This window comes from Inhella proteolytica (assembly GCF_016093275.1).
GTDB classification, from domain to species: domain Bacteria; phylum Pseudomonadota; class Gammaproteobacteria; order Burkholderiales; family Burkholderiaceae_C; genus Inhella; species Inhella proteolytica.
In genome coordinates this window covers 473,332-496,974 of record NZ_JAEDAK010000001.1, presented here as the reverse complement: position 1 = coordinate 496,974, position 23,643 = coordinate 473,332, and the positions used below count along the sequence as shown (strand labels likewise).

Annotated in this window: 21 protein-coding genes; 13 read left to right on the top strand and 8 right to left on the bottom strand. The window is 70.0% G+C overall.

Annotated elements, in window-relative coordinates; all coding sequences use genetic code 11:
* The first annotated feature begins 2 nt into the window (after positions 1-2).
* The 5 genes from I7X39_RS02200 to I7X39_RS02180 all read left to right on the top strand — a co-directional run bounded on the left by I7X39_RS02200 (position 3) and on the right by I7X39_RS02180 (position 5,877).
* Positions 3-314, top strand: a complete 312-nt coding sequence (locus I7X39_RS02200; RefSeq protein WP_198109307.1) for a DUF2818 family protein — start codon at positions 3-5, stop codon at positions 312-314.
* Complete coding sequence (locus I7X39_RS02195) at positions 301-882, top strand: NUDIX domain-containing protein (protein ID WP_198109306.1); 582 nt, start codon at positions 301-303, stop codon at positions 880-882. The genes I7X39_RS02200 and I7X39_RS02195 overlap by 14 nt, the downstream gene beginning before the upstream one ends.
* The gene (locus I7X39_RS02190) at positions 869-1,300 is read left to right on the top strand and encodes a DUF1178 family protein (protein ID WP_198109305.1); all 432 of its coding nucleotides are present in this window, start codon (positions 869-871) and stop codon (positions 1,298-1,300) included. Before I7X39_RS02195 ends, I7X39_RS02190 begins: the two co-directional genes overlap by 14 nt.
* Before the next feature lie 176 nt (positions 1,301-1,476).
* A complete protein-coding gene (locus tag I7X39_RS02185; RefSeq protein WP_232351637.1) occupies positions 1,477-2,640 on the top strand; it encodes an efflux RND transporter periplasmic adaptor subunit in 1,164 nt (387 codons plus the stop codon).
* Positions 2,641-2,658: 18 nt separating this feature from the next.
* Positions 2,659-5,877: an efflux RND transporter permease subunit gene (locus I7X39_RS02180; RefSeq protein WP_198109304.1), complete on the top strand. Its 3,219-nt coding sequence runs from the start codon at positions 2,659-2,661 to the stop codon at positions 5,875-5,877.
* On the opposite strand, the gene I7X39_RS02175 is transcribed toward I7X39_RS02180, so the two are convergent.
* Complete coding sequence (locus tag I7X39_RS02175; protein ID WP_198109303.1) at positions 5,855-7,237, bottom strand: FAD-binding oxidoreductase; 1,383 nt, start codon at positions 7,235-7,237, stop codon at positions 5,855-5,857. The two genes, I7X39_RS02180 and I7X39_RS02175, sit on opposite strands and share 23 nt — an antisense overlap.
* The gene (locus tag I7X39_RS02170) at positions 7,234-7,608 is read right to left on the bottom strand and encodes a DUF2069 domain-containing protein (protein WP_198109302.1); all 375 of its coding nucleotides are present in this window, start codon (positions 7,606-7,608) and stop codon (positions 7,234-7,236) included. The genes I7X39_RS02175 and I7X39_RS02170 overlap by 4 nt, the downstream gene beginning before the upstream one ends.
* Before the next feature lie 42 nt (positions 7,609-7,650).
* Here I7X39_RS02170 and I7X39_RS02165 point away from each other — a divergent pair, with 42 nt between their 5' ends.
* Both I7X39_RS02165 and I7X39_RS02160 read left to right on the top strand, forming a co-directional pair.
* The gene (locus I7X39_RS02165) at positions 7,651-8,910 is read left to right on the top strand and encodes a YihY family inner membrane protein (RefSeq protein WP_198109301.1); all 1,260 of its coding nucleotides are present in this window, start codon (positions 7,651-7,653) and stop codon (positions 8,908-8,910) included.
* A gap of 62 nt (positions 8,911-8,972) precedes the next feature.
* A complete protein-coding gene (locus I7X39_RS02160) occupies positions 8,973-9,809 on the top strand; it encodes a GNAT family N-acetyltransferase (protein WP_198109300.1) in 837 nt (278 codons plus the stop codon).
* Positions 9,810-9,831: 22 nt separating this feature from the next.
* Here the strand turns inward: I7X39_RS02160 and I7X39_RS02155 are convergent, their stop codons facing one another.
* The 6 genes from I7X39_RS02155 to I7X39_RS02130 are packed head-to-tail and all read right to left on the bottom strand — an operon-like array spanning position 9,832 to position 16,450.
* The gene (locus tag I7X39_RS02155) at positions 9,832-10,581 is read right to left on the bottom strand and encodes a substrate-binding periplasmic protein (RefSeq protein ID WP_198109299.1); all 750 of its coding nucleotides are present in this window, start codon (positions 10,579-10,581) and stop codon (positions 9,832-9,834) included.
* A gap of 35 nt (positions 10,582-10,616) precedes the next feature.
* Positions 10,617-11,855, bottom strand: coding sequence for an endonuclease/exonuclease/phosphatase family protein (locus I7X39_RS02150; protein ID WP_198109298.1), 1,239 nt, complete (start codon positions 11,853-11,855; stop codon positions 10,617-10,619).
* Positions 11,855-13,090: a M20/M25/M40 family metallo-hydrolase gene (locus tag I7X39_RS02145; protein ID WP_198109297.1), complete on the bottom strand. Its 1,236-nt coding sequence runs from the start codon at positions 13,088-13,090 to the stop codon at positions 11,855-11,857. Before I7X39_RS02145 ends, I7X39_RS02150 begins: the two co-directional genes overlap by 1 nt.
* Positions 13,087-14,838, bottom strand: a complete 1,752-nt coding sequence (gene uraD, locus I7X39_RS02140) for a 2-oxo-4-hydroxy-4-carboxy-5-ureidoimidazoline decarboxylase (protein WP_198109296.1) — start codon at positions 14,836-14,838, stop codon at positions 13,087-13,089. Before uraD ends, I7X39_RS02145 begins: the two co-directional genes overlap by 4 nt.
* Positions 14,829-15,767 carry an allantoinase PuuE gene (puuE, locus tag I7X39_RS02135; protein ID WP_198109295.1) on the bottom strand — a complete coding sequence of 313 codons (939 nt, stop codon included), beginning with the start codon at positions 15,765-15,767 and terminating at the stop codon, positions 14,829-14,831. Before puuE ends, uraD begins: the two co-directional genes overlap by 10 nt.
* Before the next feature lie 8 nt (positions 15,768-15,775).
* Positions 15,776-16,450 (bottom strand): GntR family transcriptional regulator, encoded by a 675-nt coding sequence (locus I7X39_RS02130; RefSeq protein ID WP_198109294.1) that lies wholly within the window; start codon positions 16,448-16,450, stop codon positions 15,776-15,778.
* Positions 16,451-16,504: 54 nt separating this feature from the next.
* On the opposite strand from I7X39_RS02130, the gene uraH reads away from it, so the two are divergent.
* The 6 genes from uraH to I7X39_RS02100 are packed head-to-tail and all read left to right on the top strand — an operon-like array spanning position 16,505 to position 23,617.
* Positions 16,505-16,861, top strand: coding sequence for a hydroxyisourate hydrolase (gene uraH / locus I7X39_RS02125; protein ID WP_198109293.1), 357 nt, complete (start codon positions 16,505-16,507; stop codon positions 16,859-16,861).
* A complete protein-coding gene (locus I7X39_RS02120) occupies positions 16,861-18,072 on the top strand; it encodes a urate hydroxylase PuuD (RefSeq protein WP_198109292.1) in 1,212 nt (403 codons plus the stop codon). Before uraH ends, I7X39_RS02120 begins: the two co-directional genes overlap by 1 nt.
* The gene (xdhA, locus tag I7X39_RS02115; protein WP_198109291.1) at positions 18,069-19,523 is read left to right on the top strand and encodes a xanthine dehydrogenase small subunit; all 1,455 of its coding nucleotides are present in this window, start codon (positions 18,069-18,071) and stop codon (positions 19,521-19,523) included. Before I7X39_RS02120 ends, xdhA begins: the two co-directional genes overlap by 4 nt.
* Positions 19,520-21,835, top strand: coding sequence for a xanthine dehydrogenase molybdopterin binding subunit (gene xdhB, locus I7X39_RS02110; RefSeq protein ID WP_198109290.1), 2,316 nt, complete (start codon positions 19,520-19,522; stop codon positions 21,833-21,835). The genes xdhA and xdhB overlap by 4 nt, the downstream gene beginning before the upstream one ends.
* On the top strand, positions 21,832-22,653 hold the full coding sequence (gene xdhC / locus I7X39_RS02105) for a xanthine dehydrogenase accessory protein XdhC (RefSeq protein WP_198109289.1): 822 nt from the start codon (positions 21,832-21,834) through the stop codon (positions 22,651-22,653). The genes xdhB and xdhC overlap by 4 nt, the downstream gene beginning before the upstream one ends.
* Positions 22,640-23,617 carry a GMP reductase gene (locus tag I7X39_RS02100; RefSeq protein ID WP_198109288.1) on the top strand — a complete coding sequence of 326 codons (978 nt, stop codon included), beginning with the start codon at positions 22,640-22,642 and terminating at the stop codon, positions 23,615-23,617. Before xdhC ends, I7X39_RS02100 begins: the two co-directional genes overlap by 14 nt.
* The last annotated feature ends 26 nt before the right edge of the window (positions 23,618-23,643 follow it).

The window sequence follows — 23,643 nt, the reverse complement described above, 5'->3', positions numbered from 1 at the left end:
CCATGGGCCAAGGGGTGTGGGGCAGCGGCCTGCTGCTGCTCTTGCTGCTGGCCGCCAACGCCCCGTTCCTGAGCCCGCGCGTGCTGCTGCTCGGGCCGCTGCGCCCCACACGCGGCTTTGGGCTGCGCCTGCTGGAGCTGCTGTTGCTGGGTGCGGTGTGGCTGGTGGCTGCGTTAGCACTGGAGGCCTACCAGGGCCAGCGCCATCCGCAGGGCTGGACCTTCTACGCCGTGCTGCTGTGCCTGCTGCTGACCTTTGCGTTCCCAGGCTTTGTCTGGCGTTACTTGCGCCGCCAGCGCGATGCCAACGCCTGAGCTGACCGAGCACGAGCTGCGCAGCGAAACCGTCTATGCGGGCGGCTTTCTTCAGGTGCGGCGCGACCTCGTCCGTCTGCCCGATGGGCAGCAAGCGGCGCGCGAGTACATCGTGCACCCGGGTGCGGTGATGATCGTGCCGCTGCTCGACAACGGCCGCCTGCTGCTGGAGCGGCAGTTCCGCTACCCCTTGCGCCGCGTCATGCTGGAATTTCCGGCCGGCAAGCTCGATCCCGGCGAAGACCCGCTGCTGTGTGCCCGCCGCGAGCTGCGCGAAGAGACCGGCTACCGCGCTCGCGAGTGGGCCTATGCCGGCGTGCTGCACAACGCCATCGCCTACTCCACCGAAGGCATCGAGATCTTTTTCGCGCGGGGGCTGCAGGCTGGCGAACGAGACCTCGACGAGGGCGAGTTCTTGGAGCTCTGCGAGCTCAGCCCCGCCGAACTGGACCTGGCGTGCGCGCGGGGCGAAGTCACCGATGCCAAGACCCTGATCGGCATGCAATGGCTGCAACGCTGGCAGGCCGGCGCCTGGCCCCTGCACTGGAGTGGCGATGTGGGTGGCTGAGCTGGCCTGCCTTCATGGCCATGACTTCGAGGGCTGGTTCGGCTCGCGTGAGGACTTCGAGGCCCAGCGGGGCCGCGGCCTGGTGCAGTGCCCGACCTGTGGCAGCGCGCAGCTGCAGCGGCGGCTCAGTGCACCGCGGCTGAACTTGGGCGCCGTGGCCGCAGAGCCGGCACCGGCGCAGCCAGCGGTCGCCCCCAGCCCTGAAACCCTGCTGCGCGAACTGGTGGCGGCGGTGCGCGCCGCCAGCGAGGATGTGGGCGTCGGCTTTGCTGCGGAGGCCCGGCGCATCCACCAGGGCCGTGCCCCCGAGCGCGCCATCCGCGGCCAGGCCACAGCGGACGAATTCGTCGCTTTGCAGGACGAGGGCATCGCCGTTTGGCCCTTGCCGGCACTGGGCAGCGACGGCCCGGCGCACTGAACGTCTGGGGTCTGGTGGCCCCGCAAGGGCGGCATGCCCCCACCATTCGTCGCCGCTGGAAACGCTTCGCGGCGTGATTTCCTCAGCCCGTCCATGAGCTTCGGCGCGCTGCGGCCTGCGACGGTAAGCTGCCAGGCTTTCCGGTCCTCGCACCGCAACCTCCGCCTGATAAGCCCATGCCCATGTCGCTGCGCGCCCATCCCACCCTGGTCCTCACCACGCTTGCTCTGGCCGCCCTTTTGGGGCTCAGTGCCTGCCAGCGGCCGGAAGCCAAGAGCAAGGACAAGGCCGACGCCAAGCCGGCGCTGCTGATCGCTCCTGAGGACCTGCGTCAGGTGGGCTCCAGCGGCCTCGTCGGCGCCCCGGTGTTGACCGGCTCCGTGCAGGCCGCGCGCCGCGCCGACCTACGTGCCGAGGTGGCCGCCGTGGTGCTGCAAGTGGCCAAGGACAACGGCGAGCCGGTGCGCCAGGGCGACGTCATCGTGCGCCTGGACAGCACCGCCATCCGCGACAACCTCACCAGCGCCGAGGAGGCGCTGCGTGCCAGCACGCAGAGCTTCGAGCAGACCGAGCGTGTGTTGCAGCGCCAGAAGACCCTGAACCAGCAGGGCATGACCTCGATGCAGGCCCTCGAAGACGCCGAGCTGCGCCGCAATGCCGCGCAGTCCGATCTGGCCGCTGCCAAGGCGCGCGTCGTCAGCGCGCGCCAACAGCTCACCCGCACCGAGGTCCGGGCCCCCTTCGACGGCGTGGTCAGCGAGCGCAAGGTTTCGGTCGGCGACACGGTCCAGGTCGGTCGCGAGATCGTCAAGGTCATCGACCCACGCTCGATGCGTTTCGAGGGTCAGGTGAGTGCCGACCGCATGGGAGAGATCAAGGTGGGGCAGGCGGTGGCCCTGCGGGTCAACGGCGTGGCCGAGGGCGAATTCAAGGGCCGCATCGAGCGCATTGACGCGGCGGCCAATGCCACCACCCGCCAGGTGGAGGTGATCGCCCGCTTCGAAGACCCGGCCAGCGCACCCAAGGTCGCCGGCCTGTATGCCGAGGGCCGCGTCGATACCGGTCTGCAGACCGCGCTGGTGCTGCCCGAAGGCAGCATCGTGCGCCAGGGCGACGAGGCCCATGTCTGGCAGATCGATGGCACCAAGCTCAAGAAGACCGCTGTGCAGCTGGGCGAGCGCGATGCGCGCCGCGGCGAGGTGGTCATCAAGACGGGGCTGAAAGCCGGGGACCAGGTGCTGCGCAGTCCGGTGGGCAGTCTCAACGACGGTCAGCCCGTGCAGCGGGTGGCCGCCGGAGGCGCCGCCTCGGGTGTGCGCACCGCCGTGGTCAAGCCCTGATCGGACCGGGAGACCCTGATGTTCCTTTCCAACTTCAGTATCAAGAAGCCGGTCGCGACCATCGTGCTGATCATCGGCATGATGTTCCTGGGCCTGCTCGCGCTCTCGAAGCTGCGCGTCAACCAGTTCCCGGACATCGAACAGCCGCTGCTGGCCGTCAACATCACTTACCCCGGTGCCTCGCCGGACACCGCCGAGCGCGAGGTGCTGAACCGCATCGAGAAGGCGCTGAACGCCATCTCCGGTGTGGACCGCACCCAGGCCACGGCGTATGAGGGCGGCGCCCGCATCGTGATCTTCTTCGACTTCTCGAAGAACATGATCGAGGCGGCGGACGAGGTGCGTAACGCCATCGCCTCGGTGCGCCACAAGCTGCCAGTCGAGATTCGCGAACCCGTCATCACCCGCATCGACCCCGGTGCCCAGCCCATCCTGCAACTGGCGCTGACGAGCACCAGCCTGAGCCACGCCGAGCTCTCGCGCCTGGCCGAGGACAAGCTGGCCGAGCGCTTCCGCGGCATCGCCGGCGTGGCGGTGGTGAACGTGAACGGCGCGCTGCGGCGTGAACTCTCGGTGCTGTTGCGTGCCGAGAAGCTGCGCGAGTACGGCGTCTCCGTCACCGAGGTGGTGGCGGCCGTGCGCGCCCAGAACACCACCGCCCCGGTGGGCAAGGTGCGTGGCGAGCTGGAAGACCAGAGCATCCGCCTGGTGGGCCGCATCGAATCGCCGGCCGAGTTCGAGCAGATGGTCATCAAGCGCCGCGGTACTGAAGTGGTGCGCCTGGGCCAGGTGGCGGCGGTGCAGGACGGCTTTGCTGAGCTGACTGGCTTCAGCCTGCGCGATGGCAAGCCCAATGTCGGCCTCTCCATCACCCGCTCGCGCGAGGCCTCGACGGTGACGGTGGCCAACGAAGCGCGCAAGCTGGTGGCTGAGATCCAGAAGGAGTTGCCGGCCGGCACCCTGCTGGAAGTGACGCAGGACGGCGGCAAGGACGCCGAGAACAGCCTCAACAACGTCATCCACGCCCTCGTGTTCGGCGCCGGCCTGACGGTGTTCGTGGTCTACGTCTTCCTGAACAGCTGGCGCTCGACGTTGATTACCGCGCTTTCGTTGCCTACCTCGGTGCTGGCCGCCTTCATCGCGGTCTGGATCATGGGCTTCTCGCTCAACTTCATGAGCCTGCTGGGCCTCAGCCTGGCGATCGGTGTGCTGATCGACGACGCCATCGTGGTGCGGGAAAACATCGTGCGCCACATGGAACGGGGTTCGGACCGCATGACCTCGGCACGCGAGGGCACGGCAGAGATCGGCATGGCCGTTGCCGCCACCACCTTCGCCATCGTGGCGGTGTTCGTGCCCGTGGCCTTCATGGGCTCGGGCCCGGGCCAGTGGTTCAAGCCCTTCGCGCTCACCGTGGTGGCCTCGGTGCTGGTCTCGCTTCTGATCAGCTTCACGCTCGACCCGATGCTCTCGGCCTACTGGGGCGACCCCCCGGGCTACCACCATGCTCCCAAGAAGGGCATCTCGCGCCAGCTGCAGCGCTTCAATGACTGGTTCGACCGTGTGGCCGACGGCTACGGCCGTGTGATTGCCTGGGCGCTGCACCATCGCAAGTGGATGGCCGCGATCGCTTTCGCCAGTTTCGTCGGCGCGATTTTCCTGCAGGGCAAGTTTGGCGGCTCGTCCTTCCTGCCTGCGGGCGATGCCGGCTTCTTGGCCATCGACGTGCGCACGCCGGCTTCCAGCAGCCTGGAGTACGGCAAGCGCAAGCTGGAGGCGGCGGCCACGCTGGCGCGCGCCATGCCCGAAACCCAGCACACCAGCTCCTACCCGAATGCCACCGGCGGCCGCGTCTATGTGGACATCGGCAAGAGCACCGAGCGCAAGCGCAGCGCCGGTGACGTTGCAGCCGACCTGCGCGAGAAACTGACCCAGCTGGTGGGCGCCGAGTACGTGGTGCTGGACGACCTGAACAACGGCGCGCAAAAGCCCGTGCAGATCCGCTTCTACGGCACCGACACCCGCAAGCTGCAGGAAATCACCAGCGGCTTCATGCAGCAGATGCGCACCATCAAGGGCGCGGTGGACATCGGCTATTCCGAGCAGGACCCGCAGCAGGAGCTGCAGATCGAGCTGGACCGCGGCCTGGCCAACCAGCTCGGCATCTCGGTGGCGGATGCCGCCCAGGCGCTGCGCGTGGCTTTCGCCGGCGTGGAGGTGGGCGACTGGGTGGACCCGGCCGGCGAGACCCGTGACGTGGCCGTGCGCCTGCACCCCGAAGACCGTGTGGACGCCGCCAACATCGAGCGCCTGCCGATCGCCGTGGGCGGCAGCAACCGCATGGTGCCGCTGGACCAGATCGCCACCATCCGCATGGGCAAGGGCCCCTCGCAGATCCAGCACGCCGACGGCAAGCGCATGATCACCGTCAGCGCCAATGCCCAGGGCCGCTCGCCTGGCGAAATCACCGCCGAGGCCAAGAAGATGGCCGAGAAGATCGTCTTCCCGCCCGGCTTCGGCATCGAGCTCGCCGGTTCGGCACGCGACCAGCAAGTGGTGTTCACCGCGATGGTCACGGCGCTCTTCAGCGGCGTGGGCCTGATGTACTTCGTGCTGGTGATCCAGTTCAACAGCTTCACCGCACCGCTGGGTGTGATGCTCTCGCTGCCGCTGTCGCTCATCGGCGTGGTGATCGCGCTGCTGCTCACCAAGGGCACGCTGAACCTGATGAGCCTGATCGGCGTCATCATGCTGATGGGCCTGGTGGCCAAGAACGCCATCCTGCTGCTGGATGCCACACGCCAGGAGGAGCAGGCGGGCATCGACCGCGAGGAGGCGCTGATGCACGCCGGGCGCAAGCGCTTCCGGCCCATCCTGATGACCACCTTCGCGCTCATCGCCGGCATGCTGCCGGTGGCCATCGGCATCGGTGAGGGCGGCGAGTTTTACCGCCCGATGGCGGTGGCCATCATCGGCGGCACCATCACCTCCACGGTGCTGACCCTGCTGGTGGTGCCGAGCTTCTACGACAGCATCGAGATCGCGCGCGATCGCATGCTGGCCAAGTTCAAGCGCCGCGTGCCGCGCTGGACGGTGCTGGGCGCCTTCCTGATGACGCTGGTCGAAGCCGTGCTGACGCTGCTGCTGGTGCGCTTCGCCTGGCGCATGCTGGCCAAGCTGCTCGGCCTGGTGCTGCGCGGCCGCCGGCCGCGCGCTACAGAACCCGCCCTGGGTTGAGCCGGTTCGCCGGATCAAGCGCCTGCTTGATCCGGCGCATCAGGTCCAGCGCCAGCGGGTCCAGCCGCTGCGCCAGCTCGGCCCGGCGCAGCCGGCCGATGCCGTGCTCGGCGCTGAAGCTGCCGCCGAACTCGGCCACGCAATCGAACACCAGGGCGTTCAGTGCCGGTTCCTGTGCCTGGAAGTCGGCCAGGCTCTGGCCCGGGGGCGGGGCTACGTTGAAATGCAGGTTGCCGTCGCCCAGATGCCCGAACACCACCGGCCGGGCCCCCGCGAACGCGCGCGCGATGCGCGCCTCGCACGCGGCCACGAAATCGGCGATGCGATCGAGCGGCAGGGCAATGTCGTGCTTGAGGTTGCCGCCGGCGCGGGTCTGCGCGCCCGGAATGGCCTCGCGCAGGGCCCACAGGGCCTGCGCCTGCGCCTCGTTGTGGGCCAGCACGGCGTCCTGAGCCCAGCCCTCGGCCAGCGCAAGGGCCAGCCAGGCCTCGAACTCGGCCCGGGCCTCCGCTTCGGTGCGGTGGCTGGACAACTCCACCAGCAGCGCCCAGGGGCATGCGGGCAGGGGCAGGCTGTCCAGCAGCTGCTGGCTTGCCTGGCTCATGGCCTCGAAGCCGCTCAGGCCGTCGCCCAGCGCCATGCGGGCGCTTTGCAGCAATTGCATCGCCGCGGGCAAATCGGGCACCGCCAGCCAGGCCGCCAGCCGGCTGCGCGGCAGGGCTTGCAGCTTGATGACCGCCGCGGTGATGACACCCAGCGTGCCCTCACTGCCGATGAAGAGGTCGCGCAGGTTCAGGCCGCGATGGTCCTTGCGCAGGCCGTCCAGGTCGCTCCACAGGCCGCCGTCGGCCGTCACCACTTCCAGCCCGAGGCAGAGGTCGCGTGCATTGCCCCAGCGCAGCACCTGGGTGCCGCCGGCATTGGTGGCCAGATTGCCGCCCAAGGTGCAGCTGCCCTCGGCCGCCAGACTCAGCGGCAGCAGCAGGCCTTGCGCGGCGCAGGCCTGCTGCAAGGGCTGCAGCAGCGCGCCGGCCTCGGCGCACAGGGTGGCGTTGACGAGGCTGATGGCGCGGATGCGATCAAGCCGCCGCAGGCTCAGCACGAGCTCGCGGCCGCTGTCGTCGGGCGTCGAGCCTTCGACGAGGCCAGTGTTGCCCCCCTGGGGCACCAGGGCCAGGCCTTCGCGCGTGGCGGCGCGCAGCATGGCCTGCACCTCGGCCACCGAACGCGGGCGCAGCACCGCCAGGGCGCGGCCCGGGGCGCGGCGCCGCCAGTCGCATTCGAAGGGCGCAGCGTCCGCGCCGGCCAGCACCTGCTCGGTGCCGAACTCGCTCCGCAGCCGCGCCAACACCTCGGTCATGCGGACTTCGCGGCCTTCAGGCGCTGGCGGATCTGCACCGTGCAGGCGCTGAACAGCGCCACGGCCAGGGCCACTTCGGCCCAGCCCAGCCAGGCTTCGGCACCACGGCCGCTGGGGCCGCGCACCAGGCCCTCGGTGGCGTAGAGCCAGACCAGCAGGCTGGTCCAGCGGTAGGTGTAGAGGCGATAGCGCCACAGGCCGGGCAGGGCGGGCAGCAGGGGCAGGGCCTTGAGCGCCAGCCAGCCCTGGCCGGTGGGCTGCAGCCACAGCTCCCAGGCCAGGCACAGGCCGATGAGCAGGACGCAGAACAGCAGGGCGGCGGCTCGGCTGGCCCGCTCGGCGGGGCTCGGAAGGGTGCGCGGGGTGGACATCCCGCCAGTGTAGGGAGGGCCATCACTACACTCGGCCCCCCTATGCAGCTGAGCCCTTCTTTTGCCGCCCTGCGCCGCCATGCCTGGCTGCGCATGCTGCTGAGCAGCTGGCGCGATCTGCGCCGCTGGCCCTGGCGTGAATCGGCCGCCGGCCTGCAGGCACGCTTCACCGAGCTGCGCCTTGGCGTCACGGCCGGCAGCCTGACCTTCACCACGCTGATCTCGCTGGTGCCGCTGCTGGTGCTGATGCTGGCCCTGTTCACCGCCTTCCCGATGTTCTCGGGCTTCCAGAAGGCGCTGGAGCAGTACTTCCTGGCCAATCTGGTGCCCGACACCATCGCCCGCCCGGTGCTGCGCACGCTCACGCAGTTCGCCAGCAAGGCCAAGGGCCTGGGCACCGTGGGGGCGGGCGTGCTGGGGCTCACCGCCATCGCCCTGATGCTGACCATCGACCGCACGCTCAACGCCATCTGGCGCGTGCGGCGTCCGCGGCCCATTGCGCAGCGCGTGCTCGTCTACTGGGCCACGCTGACGCTGGGGCCGCTGGCCCTGGGTGCCAGCCTGACGCTGACCAGCTACGCCCTCTCGGCCAGCCAGGGCCTGGTGGAGCGCCTGCCGGGTGGGTTCGAGACCCTGCTGGACTTCATCCAGTTCGGCGTGCTCACGGCCGCCGTGGCCGGCCTGTTCCATTTCGTGCCCAACACCCATGTGCGCTGGCGCCATGCGTTGCTGGGGGCGCTGTTCGTGGCCGGCGCCTTCAGCGTGGCCAAGCTGGGCCTGGCCTGGTGGATCAAGCAGGTGCCCACCTATGCCACTCTGTACGGGGCCTTTGCCACGCTGCCGATCTTTCTGATCTGGATGTACCTGGGCTGGGTGATCGTGCTGCTGGGGGCGCTGATTGCTGCGAACGCGCCGGGCCTGACGCAAGGCCTGATGCAGCGCGCACCGGCGCCCGGCCTGGAGTTGGAGCTGGCACTGCGCGTGCTGGGCGAACTGTGGCTGCGCCAGCGCCGCGGTGCGGCCGGCGCCAGCAAGCTCGCGCTGGCCCAGGGCCTGCGCATCGAACCCCTGCAACTGGAACCGGTGCTGGAGACCCTGCTGCGCCTGGATTGGATCGGCCGCCTGGAAGAGGAGGGCGCGCAGCGCCTGGTGCTGCTGCGCAACCCGCAGGAAACCCTGGCCGCACCGTTGCTGCAGGCCCTGCTGGTGGGGCGCAGCCCGGCCACGCTGGGGCTTTGGCGGGCCAGCGGCTGGGAAGAGCTGAGCGTGGCGCAACTGCTGGCCGGGAACGCGCCGCGCTGAGGCATGGCGAACGGCGCGGGTGGGGGCGCACGGCTCTAATGCCACGGCCCTGGAGCCCGCCGATGACCACCACTGCCTTCGTTCCCGCCGACCAACTGCCCGCCACCGCCTTGCACGAGGCCTTCGGCCAGGCCTTTTCCGACTACCTGATCGGGCCCTTCCAGCTCAGCCTGGCGCAATGGCCGGGCTTTCTGGCCCGCCAGGCGGTGGATCTGAGCCTGAGCCGGGTGGCATTGGACGCCGCGGGCCAGCCGCTCGCCTTTGCCTTCGTGGCGCCGCGCAGCGGGCGCTGGCGCCTGGCCACCATGGGTGCCACGCCGGCCGCCCGCGGCACGGGCGCCGCACCGGCGCTGCTGGACGACTTCATCCAGCGCGCCCGCGCCGCCGGCCTGCAGGCCGTGGAGTTGGAAGTGTTTGCGCAGAACGAGCGCGCCGTGCGCCTGTACCAGTCGCGCGGGTTCGAGACGGTGCACGAACTGCTCGGCTTCGAGCGCGCCGCATCCGGCGCGGCGGCACAGGCCTCCGGCTTCGATGCCCTGTCGCGCGAGCAGGCCCTGCAGTGGCTGCGCACGCATGAGCCCGCCGACTTGCCCTTGCAGGTCAGCGCCACGGTGCTGGAACGCCACCCGAGCGCCTGGACGGCCTGGCAGACGGGCCAGGCCCAGCTGGTGTGGGCCGAGGCGGGCGAACGCCTGCAAATCCTCAGCCTGGTGGACCTGGACCCCGCTCAGGCCGATGCCGAGCGCCTGGTGGCGGCCCTGGCCGCGGCCGAGCCGGCGCGAGCCTTGTTCGTGCCGCAGTTGCAGCGGATGGACCTGGGCGGCGCGGCCTTGCGGCGGCTGGGTTTCGAGAGCCCGGCGCTCTGCCAATGGCTGATGCGCCGGCCGCTGGGCGATTGAGCCCTGAGCCCGCCTATTCCGCCTATTCCTCCAGGTAGCGCTGGTAGATCGCCCGCAGCCGCCCGCTGGTGCGCAGCTGCTTCAGGCCGGCATTGAAGTCGTCGCGGATCTTGGGGTCGCGGAAGACCGGGCGGTAGTCATCGGCCTTTGGGGTGGTGAAGCGGTGCTCGTCCACCGGCAGCACGGCCTGACCCTGCTTGCGCACCTGCAGGCTGAAGTACCGAAAGATGTGCCGGTCGCTCAGCACCACATCCACGCGGCCGGCCATCAGCATGCGCACCTGGGTGGCCTGGTCGTTGACCTCGCGGTACAGCCCGGCCTGCTGCACCGGCCCCAACCATTCCGGAAAGCGCTTCGCGGCGCCCTGGAAGGACACCACGCTGAGGCCCTTCAGATCGGCGGGCGTGCGGATCTTGCGTTGCAGCTGGCGGAGCGTGAAGAACACGTTGTCGTAGACCACCGCGGTGTCGCCGTAGTGGCCACCGAAGGGGCGCAGGTCTTCGCCCAGATCGGTCATGGCGGCGTCCACCTCGCCGCTCTTGAAGGCCATGGGCACTCGGGCGAAGGCGTAGTACACGGGCTTGAGCTGGTGGCCGCGCAGGGCCAGGGCCTCGCGGTAGGTTTCGATCTCGATGCCGGAGTCGGTGGAGGGGAAGCTGAAGGGCGGGATCTTTTCACCGAAGGCCATGCGCAGCTCGGCCGCCGCCGCGGGGCCGGCCGGGCCGAGGAGGGCGCTCAGCAGCAAGGCGAGCAGGGACAGGCGTTGGAGCATGGCGCGAGGCTAACGCAGTGCCGCCGACAGGGTACTCAGGGCTCCAATTCGGCCACCAGCGGGCAGTGGTCCGAGAGCCCCAGCTCCACCTGGCCCTGGGCGTTCGGCCGGGTTTCGCCAGCGGCGCCCAGCGCCAGCTTGTGCGCGCCGTCACCCTTCAGCGCACCCGCCACGACGATGTGATCGAGCCCCACCGGGTTGCGGCAGCCCAGGGTGGCGCGGAGCTGGCCGTATTCCTGCCGGTCCAGCAAGCGGGTCTTGGCCAGGGCGCAGGCGGGCTGGCCCGTGCATTCGGCCGACAGCAGGCGCAAGGCCTGGGGCTGGCCGTCGTTCAGTTCGCGCCACAGATTGCGCACCTTCACATCAGGCCCATGCGGCGCCGCGGCGCTGCCGCCGGCGCTGCGGGCCGGCAGCTCGGCGGCCTCGCTGGCCTCATGGCCGAGGTTGCGGTTGAAGTCGCCCAGCAGCACCAGGCCGTCCGTACCCTGGCTCTGGCGTTCCAGCCAGGCTTCCAGTGGCGCCACCTGCTCCTGCAGGCTCTGGCAATGGGGGTTGGGGCCGTCCAGCTGGCCACGCGCCTCGCTGGCCGCGGCCGGGAACAGCGGGTTGTTCGCGTCCAGCGCGGACACGCAGGAGGACTTCAGGTGCACGGTCAGGAAGCGCAGGGTCTTGCCGCCGGTCTGCAGGCTCAGGGCGAGCCCGGGGCGCACCTGATCGGCCATGGTGCGCTGTGGCAGGGCCAGGCTCCAATCCACCTCGCAACGCCCCGTGCCAAGCTTGCGCTTCCAGGCAAAGGCCAGGCGCTGCACCTTGTGGCCCTCGTAGCTGCAGACCTCGTAGGCCTCGCCCACCAGCTCGCGCACGGCCGCTGCGCCGCTCACTTCCTGAAAGGCGATCACATCGGCGTCCAGCTTCTCGGCCAGCACGGTGCGCAGGCGCTCGCGGCGCTGTTCGTCCTGCTCCGACGTGACGGCGACGGCCTGGCGGTTGTGCTGGTAGGTGTCGCAAGGGGGCAGGGCGCCGATGTCCCAGTCGATCGGTGCATTGCGGCCCCAGGGCAGCTTCCAGCCCGGTTGGGTGTCGGCGCCGGCCGCGGCAGCGGGCTTCCAGCGGCCACCTTCCAGCTTGAAGGGGGCGGAGCAGGCGGCGCGCCACTGGACGGCGAGCTCGCGATCCAGGTGCCAGCCCAGGTTCCAGGTGGCCACTTTCAGGGGGGCGGCCTGGGCCGTGTGGGCGGTAGTAGCCAGCAGCAGGGTGGAGATCAGGAGTCGCATCAGTCGGTCTTCAGCAGGTCGTAAAGGGTGCGGGCCACCACCTGGGTGGCTCGGCGCAGGTCGTTCAGGTCCAGATGTTCGTCGGCGCGCTTGGCATTGCTTTCCAGCACGGTGCGCGGGCCGGCGCCGTAGATGACGGCGGGCACGCCCGCGGCGCCGTACAGGCGCACATCGGTGTAGAGCGGTGTGCCGCATTCGGGGATGTCTTCGCCCAGCACCTCTCGGCCATGGCGCTGGATGGCCTGCACCAGCGGGGCATTGCGGGCATCGGGCTGCAGGCTGTGCGCCAGCAGCAGGCGGCGGATGCTCAGCTTGATCTTGGGATGGTGGGTGCGCACATTGGTCTCGATCAGATGGCGCAGCCCCTTCTCGACCTCGGTCGGGTCTTCCTCGGGGATCATGCGGCGATCCAGCTTGAGCGTGACCTTGCCGGGCACCACATTGGTGTTCGTGCCGCCCTCGATGCGCCCTACGTTCAGGTAGGGATGGGTGATGCCTGGGACCTCGGAGCGGATCAGCTTGAGCGAGGCGTTGTCGGCGTACAGCGCGTGCAGCAGGTCGGTGGCGGCCTGCAGGGCGTCGATGCCGGTGTGCGGGTAGGCCGCGTGGCTGGCCAGGCCGGTGAGCGTCACCTCCAGCTGCAGGCAGCCGTTGTGGGCAGTGACGACCTGGTAGCTGAAGCCGGCGGCGATCAGGTAGTCGGGCTTCGTCAGACCCTGGCGCAACAGCCAGCCGGGGCCGAGCTCGCCGCCGAACTCCTCGTCATAGGTGAAATGCAGCTCCGCGCCGCCCCGCAGCGGCAGGCCCAGGGCTTCGAGCGCGCGCAAGGCGAAGGTGTAGGTGGCGAAGTCGCTCTTGCTGACAGCGGCGGCACGGCCGAAGAGCTGGCCGTCCACCACCGCGCCGCCGTAGGGGTCCTGGCTCCAGCCCTCGCCGGGCGGTACCACGTCGCCATGCGCATTCAGGGCCACCACCGGGCCGCTGGCGTTGAAACGCCGCCGCACGATCAGGTTGGTGATGCTCTGCAAGCCCTGCGCCTGCACCTCGGCCGCGGGCACGGGGTGGGCCTCGCAGGGCAGGCCCATGGCGGTCAGCAGCTCGGCGGTGCGCTCGGCGTGCGGGGCGTTGTTCCCTGGCGGTGTGTCGGTCGGCACGCGCACCAGCTCCTGCAGGAATCGCACCTGCTCGTCGAAATGCGCGGCAATCCAGGCGTCCAGCCTTGCGTAGGCCGTCATAGGTTCTCCAGCAGGTGCTGCAGGGCGTCCACGGCCAGTTGGGCGTCGTGGGCGGTGATGGTTTCGAGCGGGTTGTGGCTGATGCCGGCGTTGCCGCCGCGCACGAACAGCATGGCCTGGGGCAGCAGCTCGTGCATCTTCATGGCGTCGTGCCCGGCGCCGCTGGGCAGGCGGAACACCGGCAGGCCCAGCGCGGCCACGGCGGCTTCCCAGCGGGCCATCCAGTCGGGGTGGCTGGGGGCGGCGTCGGCGCTCAGCGTGGGGCGCAGGGTGTACTGCAGGCCGCGGCGCTGGCAATTGGCGTCCAGGGCCTGCAGCACCTCGTCGCGCAGGCGGTCGCGCACGGCGTCGCGCGGCGCGCGCAGGTCCAGGCTGAAGCGGCAGCGCCCCGGCACCACGTTGATGGAGCCGGCGGGCACTTCGAGCTGGCCCACGGTGCCCACAGCCTCGGGCAGGGCGGCGGCGATGCGTTCGACCTGCAGCACCAGCTCGGCCACGGCCACCGCGGCATCGCGGCGTGCCGCGCCCATGGGCGTGGTGCCCGCGTGGCTGGCCACGCCCAGCACCTCGCCGGTGTAGCGGTGGCTGCCGTTGATGGAGCTCACCACACCGAGCGGCAGGTTCATGGCGTCGAGCACCGGGCCTTGCTCGATGTGGATCTCGACGAAGCCCAGGTACTGCGCCGGCTCACGCCGCAGGGCCTCAATCGAAGCCAGGGTGCCAGGCAGACCGGCCGCCTGCATGGCCTGGCGCAGCGTCAGGCCCGCGGCGTCCTGCTGCTCCAGCCAGCCCGGCTCGAAGCGGCCGACCAGCGCGCTGCTGGCCAGGAAGGTGGCGGGAAAGCGCTGACCTTCTTCCTCGGCAAAGCCCACCACCTCCAGCCCATGGCGCGGGCGCCAGCCCTTGGCCGCCCAGGCCTGAACCAGGGCCATGGGGGCCAGGATGCCGAGGCGGCCGTCGTAGCGGCCGCCGTTGCGCACGGTGTCGTAGTGGCTGCCGGTCAGCACGCGCGGGGCGCTGCGGTCCTGCCCGTGATAGACCCCGACCACATTGCCCACGGCATCCAGGCTCACTTCGTCAAAGCCGGTGGCGCGCATCCAGTCCTGCAGGTCCTGCGCGCAGGCGCGGTGCGCGGGGGTCAGGTAGGTGACGGTCAGTGCATCGGGGGCATCGCTGTGGCGGGCCAGGGCCTCGGCCCAGTCCCATACCTGCTCGCCGGCGGGCAGTGCTTCGTGGAACTTCTCGGCCAGACGCAGTTCGGCAATGCGGTGGATCTGGCGCAAGCACTCGTGGAACTCGTCCTCGGCGTGCGCATGCAGGCGGCGCTCGAAGGTGTCGATGATCTGGCGGCGCGTCAGGCCGGTGCCGCGCGGCCCGCGCACGGCCAGGATGAAGGGCCAGCCGAAGCGCTGGTTGTAATCGGCGTTGAGGCGCTGCAGGGTGTCGAACTCTGCCGGGCTGCAATGCGTCAGTCCGGCGCGCGCCTGTTCGCCGGTGCTCTCGGCCGTGAGCGCGCCGGCCACCATGGCCTTGCCGGCCAGCTCGGGGTGGGCACGAATCAGGCCCCGCTGCGCCTCGCGGCTGGCGGCGGCGAGCACTTCGGCGCAGGCGCGCTTGAAGGCGGCGAGGCTGACGAAGGGGCGGCGCTGCAGGGCTTGCTCGACGATCCAGGGCGAGTGCTCGTACAGCCCGCCCAGCTGCGCCAGCAGCTCGGGAAGCGGCGCCTGGTTCAGGGTGTTCAGGTCCATGTGAAGGCCTTGCTGGCGTCGAAGGGGTGCTGCTGCTTCCAATGCCGTGCGATGTCGATGCGGCGCGCGATCCACACCTGCTCGTGTGCCTGCACATGGTCCAGAAAGCGCTGCAGCGCGCGCATGCGGCCCGGGCGGCCGAGCAGCCGGCAATGCAGGCCCACGCTCATCATGGAAGGCTGCTCGGCGCCTTCGGCGTAGTGCACATCGAAGGCGTCGCGCAGGTATTGGAAAAAGGGCTCGCCGTGGCTGAAGCCCTGGGGCAGGGCGAAGCGCATGTCGTTGCAGTCCAGCGTGTAGGGCACCACCAGATGCGGCGTCAGCTCGCCGCTGGACTTGCGCACCTGCAGCCAGAAGGGCAGGTCGTCGCCGTAGTAGTCGCTGTCGTATTCGAAGCCGCCATGCTCCACCACCAGGCGGCGGGTGTTGGGGCTGTCGCGCCCGGTGTACCAGCCGGCGGGGGGCTGGCCGGTCAGGCGCGTGATGGCCTCCACCGCCTGCAGCAGGTGGGCGCGCTCGGTGGCCTCGTCGATGCCCTGGTAGTGGATCCAGCGCCAGCCGTGCGAGGCGATCTCGTGCCCCAGTTCGACGAAGGCGGCGGTCACCTCCGGGCAGCGCTCCAGCGCCATGCCGACGCCGAAGACGGTGAGCGGCAGGCCGCGCCGCTCGAACTCGCGCAGGATGCGCCAGACGCCCACGCGCGCGCCGTACTCGTAGATGCCCTCCATGCTCAGGTGGCGCGCCGGGTAGGCGGCCGGGTTGAACAGCTCGGAGAGGAACTGCTCGCTGCCGGCATCGCCATGCAGCACCGAGTTCTCGCCGCCTTCCTCGAAGTTCAGCACGAACTGCAGGGCCACGCGGGCCTGGTTGGGCCAGTGCGGGTGGGGTGGGGTGCGGCCGTAGCCGCGCAGGTCACGCGGGTAGCTCATGGTGGCGTTCAGGCAGCGATGCGCAGGGCGGTGGCCAAGTCCACGGTGCGCGGGTGCAGTTGCAGGTTGCGCTCCACATTGCCCAGGTGCTCCTGCATCAGGCGCGTGGCGGTCTTGGCGTCGCCTTGCTCGATGGCGTCGACGATGGCCACATGTTCCTCGGCGGAATGCTCCGCCGAGTGCGAGCTCTGGTACATCAGCGCGATCAAGGAGCAGCGCGCCAGCAGGTCGGCCAGCAGGTCCGCCAGCACCTCGTTGCCGAGCAGGCGCGCCATCAGCACGTGGAACTCGGCGAGCAGGCGGGTGCGGCCCGTCACATCGCCGCGCGCCAGGGCCTCGGCCTCGCGGCGCAGGTGTTCACGCAGGGCCTGCACCTGAGCGGGCGCGATGGATTTGCAGAGCTGCCGCACCAGCTGCAGCTCGATCATCTGCCGCACCTCGAAGACCTGGCGGGCTTCGTCCACGCTGGGCTCGGCCACAAAGGCGCCACGGGCGGGTTGCAGCTTCACCAGATGGTCGCGGCTGAGCTGGTTCAAGGCCTGACGCACCAGGGTGCGCGAGACCTGGAACAGGTCGGCGAGCTGCTGTTCCACCAGCTTGGTGCCCGGCATCAGGCGGCGCTCGACGATGGCGGCGGTGATGGCGTCAACGATGCGCTGGGTGGCGCTGGCCGGTTCGGACATGGCGGGCGGGACTGTGCGTGTATGCTTGAGTGTATACAGTTTGCACGAACCGTCATGGGCCACCTTTCCACCCACGTGCTCGACACCGCCCACGGCTGCCCGGCTGCCGGCATGGCGGTGACGCTGCAGCGCATCCTGCCTGAGGGCGGGGTCGAGACCTGCCAGCGTTTTCACCTGAATGCCGATGGCCGGGCCGACGGCCCGCTGCTCAGCGGCGAGGCCCTGCAGGCCGGGCGCTGGCGTCTGTGCTTCGAGGTGGCGGCCTACTTCCGCGCCCGCGGCGTGGCGCTCCCAGAGCCGCCTTTCATCGATGTGGTGAACCTCGACTTCGGCATCGCCGATGTGCAGTCCAAGTACCACGTCCCCTTGCTGGTGAGCCCCTGGTCCTATTCCACCTACCGGGGCAGCTGATGGATTGGGCATACCTGCTCGACTGGGCCAATCTGCTGCTGCGCTGGGCCCATGTCATCACCGCCATCGCCTGGATCGGCTCGTCCTTCTACTTCGTCTTCCTGGACTCCAGCCTGACCAAGCCGACGGCGCCCGATCTGCAGGCCAAGGGCGTGGACGGCGAGATCTGGGCCGTGCACGGCGGCGGCTTCTACAACCCGCAGAAGTACCTGGTGGCGCCCAAGGCCCTGCCCGAGAAGCTGCACTGGTTCTTCTGGGAAAGCTACTCCACCTGGCTGACCGGTTTTGCGCTGTTCACGGTGCTCTATCTGTTCAACGCCAGCAGCTTCCTGATCGACCCGCGCGTGCATGCCTGGGGCAGTCCCGGCCTGGCGGTGGGCGCGGCGCTGGGTTTCCTGTTCGCGTTCTGGCTGATCTACGACTTGCTGTGCCGCTGGCTGGGCGAACAGGACGGCAAGGTGGGCGGCGACCTGAAGGTGGGCGTGGCGCTCTTCGCGGTGGTGGTGGCGGCCAGCTGGGCGGCCTGCCAGCTGTTTGCGGGACGGGCGGCCTTTCTGATCGTCGGCGCCATGCTGGCCACGGCCATGAGTGCCAATGTGCTGGTCTGGATCATTCCCGGCCAGCGCAAGGTGATTGCGCAGATGAAGGCCGGAGAAAAGGTCGACCCGCTGCACGGCCAGCGCGCCAAGCAGCGCAGCGTGCACAACACCTACTTCACGCTGCCGGTGCTGGTGGCCATGCTCAGCAACCACTACGGCTTCCTCTACCAGGGCGCGCAGAACTGGTTGGTGCTGGTGGCGCTGATGCTGGCGGGCGCCTTGATCCGCCACAGCTTCGTGGCGCGCCACAAGGCCCTGGTGGAAGGGCGCCGCGTGCCCTGGGAGCAGGCTGGGGTGGGTGTGGCATTGCTGCTGGGTCTGGCCATCTGGCTGGCGCCCGCCGCGCGGCCGGTGGCCACGGCGCCGGCGCCGGCGGCCGTCAGCCTGGCCCAGGTGCAGGCGGTGCTGCAGCAACGCTGCGTGCTCTGCCATGGCGAGACGGTGCAGAACAAGGGCGTGGCCCTGCACACGCCTGCGCTGATTCACCAGCATGCGCAAGGGGTCTATCAACAGGCGGTGGTGGCGCGGGCGATGCCGCTCAACAATGCCACCCAGATGACGGATGAGGAACGGGCGCTGATCCAGCGCTGGTTCGAGGCGGGGGCGAAATGACGATGCAGCAACCCGTGGCGCGACCGGTGCGCTTCTGGCACCGCGGCCAGACCGTGGCGGTGCAGCCCTCCAGCAGCACCCGCACCGTGCTGGAGTGGCTGCGTGAAGACATCCGCTGCACCGGCACCAAGGAAGGTTGCGCCGAGGGCGATTGCGGGGCCTGCACCGTGGTGCTTGGGGAGCTGGACAGCGCGGGCAAGCTGCAGCTCAAGCCCGTCAACGCCTGCATCCAGTTCCTGCCCACGCTGGATGGCAAGGCGCTGTTCACGGTGGAAGACCTTGGCGGTGCCCACCCCGTTCAGAAGGCAATGGTGGATTGCCATAGCTCGCAGTGCGGCTTCTGCACGCCGGGCATCGTGATGTCCTTGTGGAACGTCTGGGAGGCGATGCCAGACCGAAAGCCCAGCCGCCAGGACTTGAGCGATGCGCTGGCCGGCAATCTGTGCCGCTGCACCGGCTACCGCTCGATCCTGGACGCTGGCGAGCGCAGCTTTGAGGGGCCGGCGCCGCGCCTGGACCGTGCGCCGATCGAAGCCGCGCTGCAGGCGCTGGCGCAGGAGCCCGCCTTGGTGAACGGCGGCTTCCACGCCCCGCGCAGCGTCTCCGAGCTGGCTGCCCTGCGCACGGCCAAGCCGCAGGCGCGTCTGCTGGCGGGCAGTACCGATGTGGGCTTGTGGGTCACCAAGCAGTTCAAGGACTTGGGCGAGGTGATCTACCTGGGTCAGGTGTCGGAGTTGAAGACGGTGCTGACCCACATGGGCAGACTGCACATCGGTGCCGGGGTGTCTCTGGACGACGCCTGGGCCGCCTTGGCGGCGCGCTGGCCGCAGCTCAAGGAGATGGGCCTGCGCTTTGCCTCGCCGCCGATCCGCTCGGTGGGCACCCTGGGCGGCAACGTGGCCAACGGCTCGCCCATCGGCGATGGCGCCCCGGTGTTGATGGCCCTGGATGCCACCGTTGCACTGCAACAGGGCGAGGTGGTGCGAGACCTGCCGCTGCGCGAGTTCTACCTGGACTACATGAAGAACGCGCTGCAGCCGGGCGAGTTCCTGCGCGCGCTTTCGGTGCCTCTGGAGCAGCCCGAGCATCTGCGCGCCTACAAGATCAGCAAGCGCTTTGACAGCGACATCTCCTCGGTCTGCGGCGCGTTCGCCTTGCAACTGGACGGCGAGCGCGTGTCCGCGGTGCGTCTGGCCTGGGGCGGGCTGGCCGCCACCGTCAAGCGCGCGGCCGCGGCCGAGGCCGCGCTGCGGGGCCAGCCCTGGAACGAAGCGTCCCTGCAGGCCGCGCAGGCCGCGCTGGCGCAGGACTTCAAGCCGCTGAGCGACATGCGGGCCTCCGCCGGCTACCGCCTGCAGGTGGCGCAAAACCTGCTGCGCCGCTTCTGGCTGGAGACCCGCGCGCAGGACCCGCTGCCGGCTGCGCAACTGTCTGTGTGGAGCCCGCGATGAACAAGCCCGTCGAGGCAATCCCGCAGGCGCTGGTGGGCAGCGCCCGCGCGCACGAGTCGGCGCACCTGCATGTGGCTGGCGCGGCGCCCTATACCGATGACATTCCCGAGCGCGCCGGCACCCTGCACGCCGCGCTGGGTCTCTCGCCGCTGGCGCATGGCCGGCTGCTGAGAGTGGACCTGACGGCCATCCGCGCGCTGCCCGGCGTGGTGGACGCCTTTGCCGCCGCCGACCTGCCCGGCGTGAACGACTGCGGGCCGCTCTTGAAGGACGACCCGATCCTGGCCGAGGGCGAACTGCGCTACCGCGGCCAGCCGGTGTTCGCCGTGGTGGCGCGCACCCGCGACGCCGCCCGCCGCGCGGCGGCCCGCGCCAAAGAGTTCATCGAGGCCGAGCCGCTGCCCGCGCTGCTGACGGCCCTGGAGGCCCATGCGGCGGGCCAGTACGTGATCCCGCCGATGCACCTGGCGCGGGGCGACGCGCGCGCGGCCATCGCGCAGGCCCCGCACCACATCCAGCTGCAGTTCGAGCTGGGCGGGCAGGAGCAGTTCTACCTGGAGGGCCAGATCAGCTACGCCGTGCCGGAAGAGGACGGTGGCATGACCCTGTTCTGCTCCACCCAGCACCCGAGCGAGATGCAGCACCTGGTGGCGCACGCGCTGCACCGCCCCTCGCACGCAGTGCAGGTGGTGTGCCGCCGCATGGGCGGCGGCTTCGGCGGCAAGGAGTCGCAGTCCGCGCTGTTTGCCTGTGTCGCGGCGGTGGCGGCGCACCGAAGCAAGGCGCCGGTCAAGCTGCGGCTGGACCGGGACGACGATTTCCTCATCACCGGCCGCCGCCACGGTTTCTGGTTCGAGGTGGAGGCGGGGTTTGACGACGCCGGCCGCATCCTTGGCGTGGAAGCCACGCTGCTGTCCAACGCCGGCCATTCGGCGGACCTCTCCGGCCCGGTGCTGACGCGCGCGCTCTGCCATTTCGACAACGCCTACTGGTTGCCGGCGGTCAGCCTGCACGGGTTTGCGGCCAAGACGAACACGCAGAGCAACACCGCGTTTCGCGGCTTTGGCGGCCCGCAGGGCGCGTTTGCCGTGGAGATGTTGATCGACGCCATCGCGCGCCGGCTGCACCAGGACGCGCTGGCCGTGCGCCGCGCCAACCTCTACACCGAAGGCCAGTGCACCCCCTACGGCCAGCCGGTGGAGGACTTCTGCCTGCCTGAGCTGATCGGCGAGCTGGAGCAAACCAGCGCCTATGCCGAGCGCCGCGCGGCCGTGGATGCCTTCAACGCCGCCAGCCCGGTGCTGAAGAAAGGCCTGGCGCTCACGCCGTGCAAGTTCGGCATCTCCTTCAACGTGGTGCACCTGAACCAGGCCGGCGCCCTGGTGCACGTCTACAGCGACGGCTCGGTGCTGGTGAACCACGGCGGCACCGAGATGGGCCAGGGCCTGAACACCAAGGTCGCCATGGTGGTGGCGCAGGAACTCGGCCTGCCGCTGGAGCGTGTGCGCTGCAGCGCCACCGACACCCAGAAGATTGCCAACACCTCGGCCACGGCCGCCAGCACGGGTTCGGACCTGAACGGCAAGGCCGCCCAGGCCGCCGCACGCACGGTGCGCGAGCGCCTGGCGCAGCTGGCGGCGGACGGCTGGGGCTGCGCCCCCGGCGCGGTCGAGTTCGCGCAGGGTCAGGTGCGCGCGGCCGGCCAGTCCATCGCCTGGGAGGCCCTGGTGCAACAGGCCTACCACGCCCGCGTGCAGCTGTGGAGCGACGGCTTCTACGCCACCCCCGGCCTGTCCTGGGACCGCGCCAGGCTGCAGGGCAAGCCGTTCTACTACTTCGCCCACGGCGCGGCGGTGGCCGAGGTGCTGGTGGACACGCTGACCGGCGAGTACCGCCTGCTGCGCGCCGACCTGTTGCACGACGTCGGCCAGTCCCTCAACCCGGCGCTGGACATCGGCCAGGTCGAGGGGGCCTTCATCCAGGGCATGGGCTGGCTGACGATGGAAGAGCTGGTCTGGCAGCCGATGGATGGCTCGCCCAAGGCGGGTCTGCTGATGACCCACGCCCCCAGCACCTACAAGATCCCGACCGCCAACGACTGCCCGCCCGCGTTTCACACCCGGCTGTTCGGCCGCCCGAACGCCAAGGACAGCATCCACCGCAGCAAGGCGGTGGGCGAGCCGCCGCTGCTGCTGCCGTTCTCGGTGTTCTTCGCCATCAAGGACGCCGTGGCCGCCGCCACCGGACGCGAGCCGCCGCTGATGGCACCGGCCACGCCCGAAGCCGTGCTGAAGGCCCTGAACAGCCCATGACCCTGCCGCTGGCGCTGCAAGCCGCTGCCCTGCAGTGGCGGGACCAAGGCCGCGCCGGCATGGTGGTGGAAGTGCAGTCACACCAGGGCTCGGTGCCGCGCGAGGCCGGCACGCGCATGCTGGTGGCAGCGGATGCCGTGCTGGGCACCATCGGCGGCGGGCACCTGGAGCTGCAGGCCATTGAGCGGGCGCGCCAGCTGCTGGCGCAAGGGCAGCGCGCTGAACAGCGCCTGGCATTGGGGCCCAGCTTGGGCCAGTGTTGCGGCGGGGCGCTGGTGCTGAGTTATCAGCCGTTGGCGCAGAGCGCGCCCGAGACCTGGTCGCTGCCCGCGCCGCGCTTCCTGCTCGACCTGTACGGCGCCGGCCATGTGGGGCGTGCCATCGTGCGCCTGCTGGCCGGCATCGATTGCCGGGTGCGCTGGCTGGACGAGCGCGCGTCGGAGTTCCCCGCCGAGCCACTGCCGCCCCACATCACCCCGCTGTGCAGCGAGGGCCTGCCGCACGAGCTGGCCGCCACGCCCGCCGGTGCCGGCGTGCTGATCCTGACCCACAGCCATGACCTCGACCTGGCCCTCACCGAGGCGGCGCTGGCCCGCGACGACCTGCCCTGGGTCGGCCTGATCGGTTCCGCCACCAAGCGCGCCCGCTTCCTGCACCGACTCGAAAGCAAGGGCTTGCGCCCCGAACAGCTGGCGCGGTTGTGCTGCCCCATCGGCCTGCCCGGCATCGCCGGCAAGGAACCCGAGGTGATCGCCGTCGCCGTCGTCGCCCAACTTCTGCAACTCTCGTCCACCGGAGACCTCAATGGACATCTTTGACTACGACAACATCCAGCTGCTGCCGCGCCAGTGCCGGGTGAACAGCCGCAGCGAGTGCGACCCCTCGATCGAGTTCGGTCCGCGCCGCTTCAAGATCCCGGCCGTGCCGGCGAACATGAAGACGGTCATCGACGAGCCGATCGCGCGCTATCTGGCGGCGAACGAGTACTTCTACGTCATGCACCGCTTCGACCTGGACACCGTGGCCTTCGCGCGCCGCATGCGCGAAGCCGGGCTCTACGTCTCCATCAGCCTGGGCGTGCAGAAGGCGGACGACGCCATCGTCGAGCAGCTCGCGGCCGAGGGCCTGGGCGCCGACTACATCACCATCGACATCGCCCATGGCCACAGCGACGCCGTGCAGCGCCAGATCGCCCACATCAAGCAGCGCCTGCCGCAGGCCTTCGTGATTGCTGGCAATGTGGGCACGCCCGAGGCCGTGCTGGACCTGGAGCGCTGGGGCGCGGACGCCACCAAGGTCGGCATCGGCCCCGGCAAGGTCTGCATCACGCGCATGAAGACGGGCTTCGGCACCGGTGGTTGGCAGCTCAGCGCGGTGAAGTGGTGCGCGCGCGTGGCGAGCAAGCCCATCGTGGCCGATGGCGGCATCCGCCACCATGGCGACATCGCCAAGAGCATCCGCTTCGGCGCCAGCATGGTGATGATCGGCTCGCTGTTTGCCGGGCACGAGGAAAGCCCGGGCGAGACGGTGATCGAGGGTGGCCAGCGCTACAAGGCGTACTTCGGCTCGGCCTCGGACTTCAACAAGGGCGAGCGCCGCCATGTGGAGGGCAAGCGCATCCTCGAACCCATCAAGGGCCACCTGGCCGACACCCTGGTGGAGATGCGCGAGGACCTGCAGAGCTCCATCAGCTACGCGGGCGGCAAGAGCCTGATGGACCTGCGCAAGGTCAACTACGTCATCCTGGGTGGCAACAACGCCGGCGAGCACCTGTTCATGTAGAGCCGGCGCGCCAGTGGCCCGTTCGA

What these genes read in the sequence shown, in the direction of transcription:
- I7X39_RS02160 (WP_198109300.1), top strand. Translation starts at nt 8,973, where the DNA reads ATGACCACCACTGCCTTCGTTCCCGCCGACCAACTGCCCGCCACCGCC.
- I7X39_RS02100 (WP_198109288.1), top strand. Translation starts at nt 22,640, where the DNA reads ATGGACATCTTTGACTACGACAACATCCAGCTGCTGCCGCGCCAGTGC.
- I7X39_RS02190 (WP_198109305.1), top strand. Translation starts at nt 869, where the DNA reads ATGTGGGTGGCTGAGCTGGCCTGCCTTCATGGCCATGACTTCGAGGGC.
- uraD (WP_198109296.1), bottom strand. Translation starts at nt 14,838, where the DNA reads ATGGACCTGAACACCCTGAACCAGGCGCCGCTTCCCGAGCTGCTGGCG.
- I7X39_RS02165 (WP_198109301.1), top strand. Translation starts at nt 7,651, where the DNA reads ATGCAGCTGAGCCCTTCTTTTGCCGCCCTGCGCCGCCATGCCTGGCTG.
- I7X39_RS02130 (WP_198109294.1), bottom strand. Translation starts at nt 16,450, where the DNA reads ATGTCCGAACCGGCCAGCGCCACCCAGCGCATCGTTGACGCCATCACC.
- I7X39_RS02170 (WP_198109302.1), bottom strand. Translation starts at nt 7,608, where the DNA reads ATGTCCACCCCGCGCACCCTTCCGAGCCCCGCCGAGCGGGCCAGCCGA.
- I7X39_RS02175 (WP_198109303.1), bottom strand. Translation starts at nt 7,237, where the DNA reads ATGACCGAGGTGTTGGCGCGGCTGCGGAGCGAGTTCGGCACCGAGCAG.
- I7X39_RS02180 (WP_198109304.1), top strand. Translation starts at nt 2,659, where the DNA reads ATGTTCCTTTCCAACTTCAGTATCAAGAAGCCGGTCGCGACCATCGTG.
- I7X39_RS02155 (WP_198109299.1), bottom strand. Translation starts at nt 10,581, where the DNA reads ATGCTCCAACGCCTGTCCCTGCTCGCCTTGCTGCTGAGCGCCCTCCTC.
- I7X39_RS02185 (WP_232351637.1), top strand. Translation starts at nt 1,477, where the DNA reads ATGCCCATGTCGCTGCGCGCCCATCCCACCCTGGTCCTCACCACGCTT.
- xdhB (WP_198109290.1), top strand. Translation starts at nt 19,520, where the DNA reads ATGAACAAGCCCGTCGAGGCAATCCCGCAGGCGCTGGTGGGCAGCGCC.
- I7X39_RS02120 (WP_198109292.1), top strand. Translation starts at nt 16,861, where the DNA reads ATGGATTGGGCATACCTGCTCGACTGGGCCAATCTGCTGCTGCGCTGG.
- I7X39_RS02145 (WP_198109297.1), bottom strand. Translation starts at nt 13,090, where the DNA reads ATGACGGCCTACGCAAGGCTGGACGCCTGGATTGCCGCGCATTTCGAC.
- I7X39_RS02195 (WP_198109306.1), top strand. Translation starts at nt 301, where the DNA reads ATGCCAACGCCTGAGCTGACCGAGCACGAGCTGCGCAGCGAAACCGTC.
- uraH (WP_198109293.1), top strand. Translation starts at nt 16,505, where the DNA reads ATGGGCCACCTTTCCACCCACGTGCTCGACACCGCCCACGGCTGCCCG.
- puuE (WP_198109295.1), bottom strand. Translation starts at nt 15,767, where the DNA reads ATGAGCTACCCGCGTGACCTGCGCGGCTACGGCCGCACCCCACCCCAC.
- xdhC (WP_198109289.1), top strand. Translation starts at nt 21,832, where the DNA reads ATGACCCTGCCGCTGGCGCTGCAAGCCGCTGCCCTGCAGTGGCGGGAC.
- I7X39_RS02200 (WP_198109307.1), top strand. Translation starts at nt 3, where the DNA reads ATGGGCCAAGGGGTGTGGGGCAGCGGCCTGCTGCTGCTCTTGCTGCTG.
- xdhA (WP_198109291.1), top strand. Translation starts at nt 18,069, where the DNA reads ATGACGATGCAGCAACCCGTGGCGCGACCGGTGCGCTTCTGGCACCGC.
- I7X39_RS02150 (WP_198109298.1), bottom strand. Translation starts at nt 11,855, where the DNA reads ATGCGACTCCTGATCTCCACCCTGCTGCTGGCTACTACCGCCCACACG.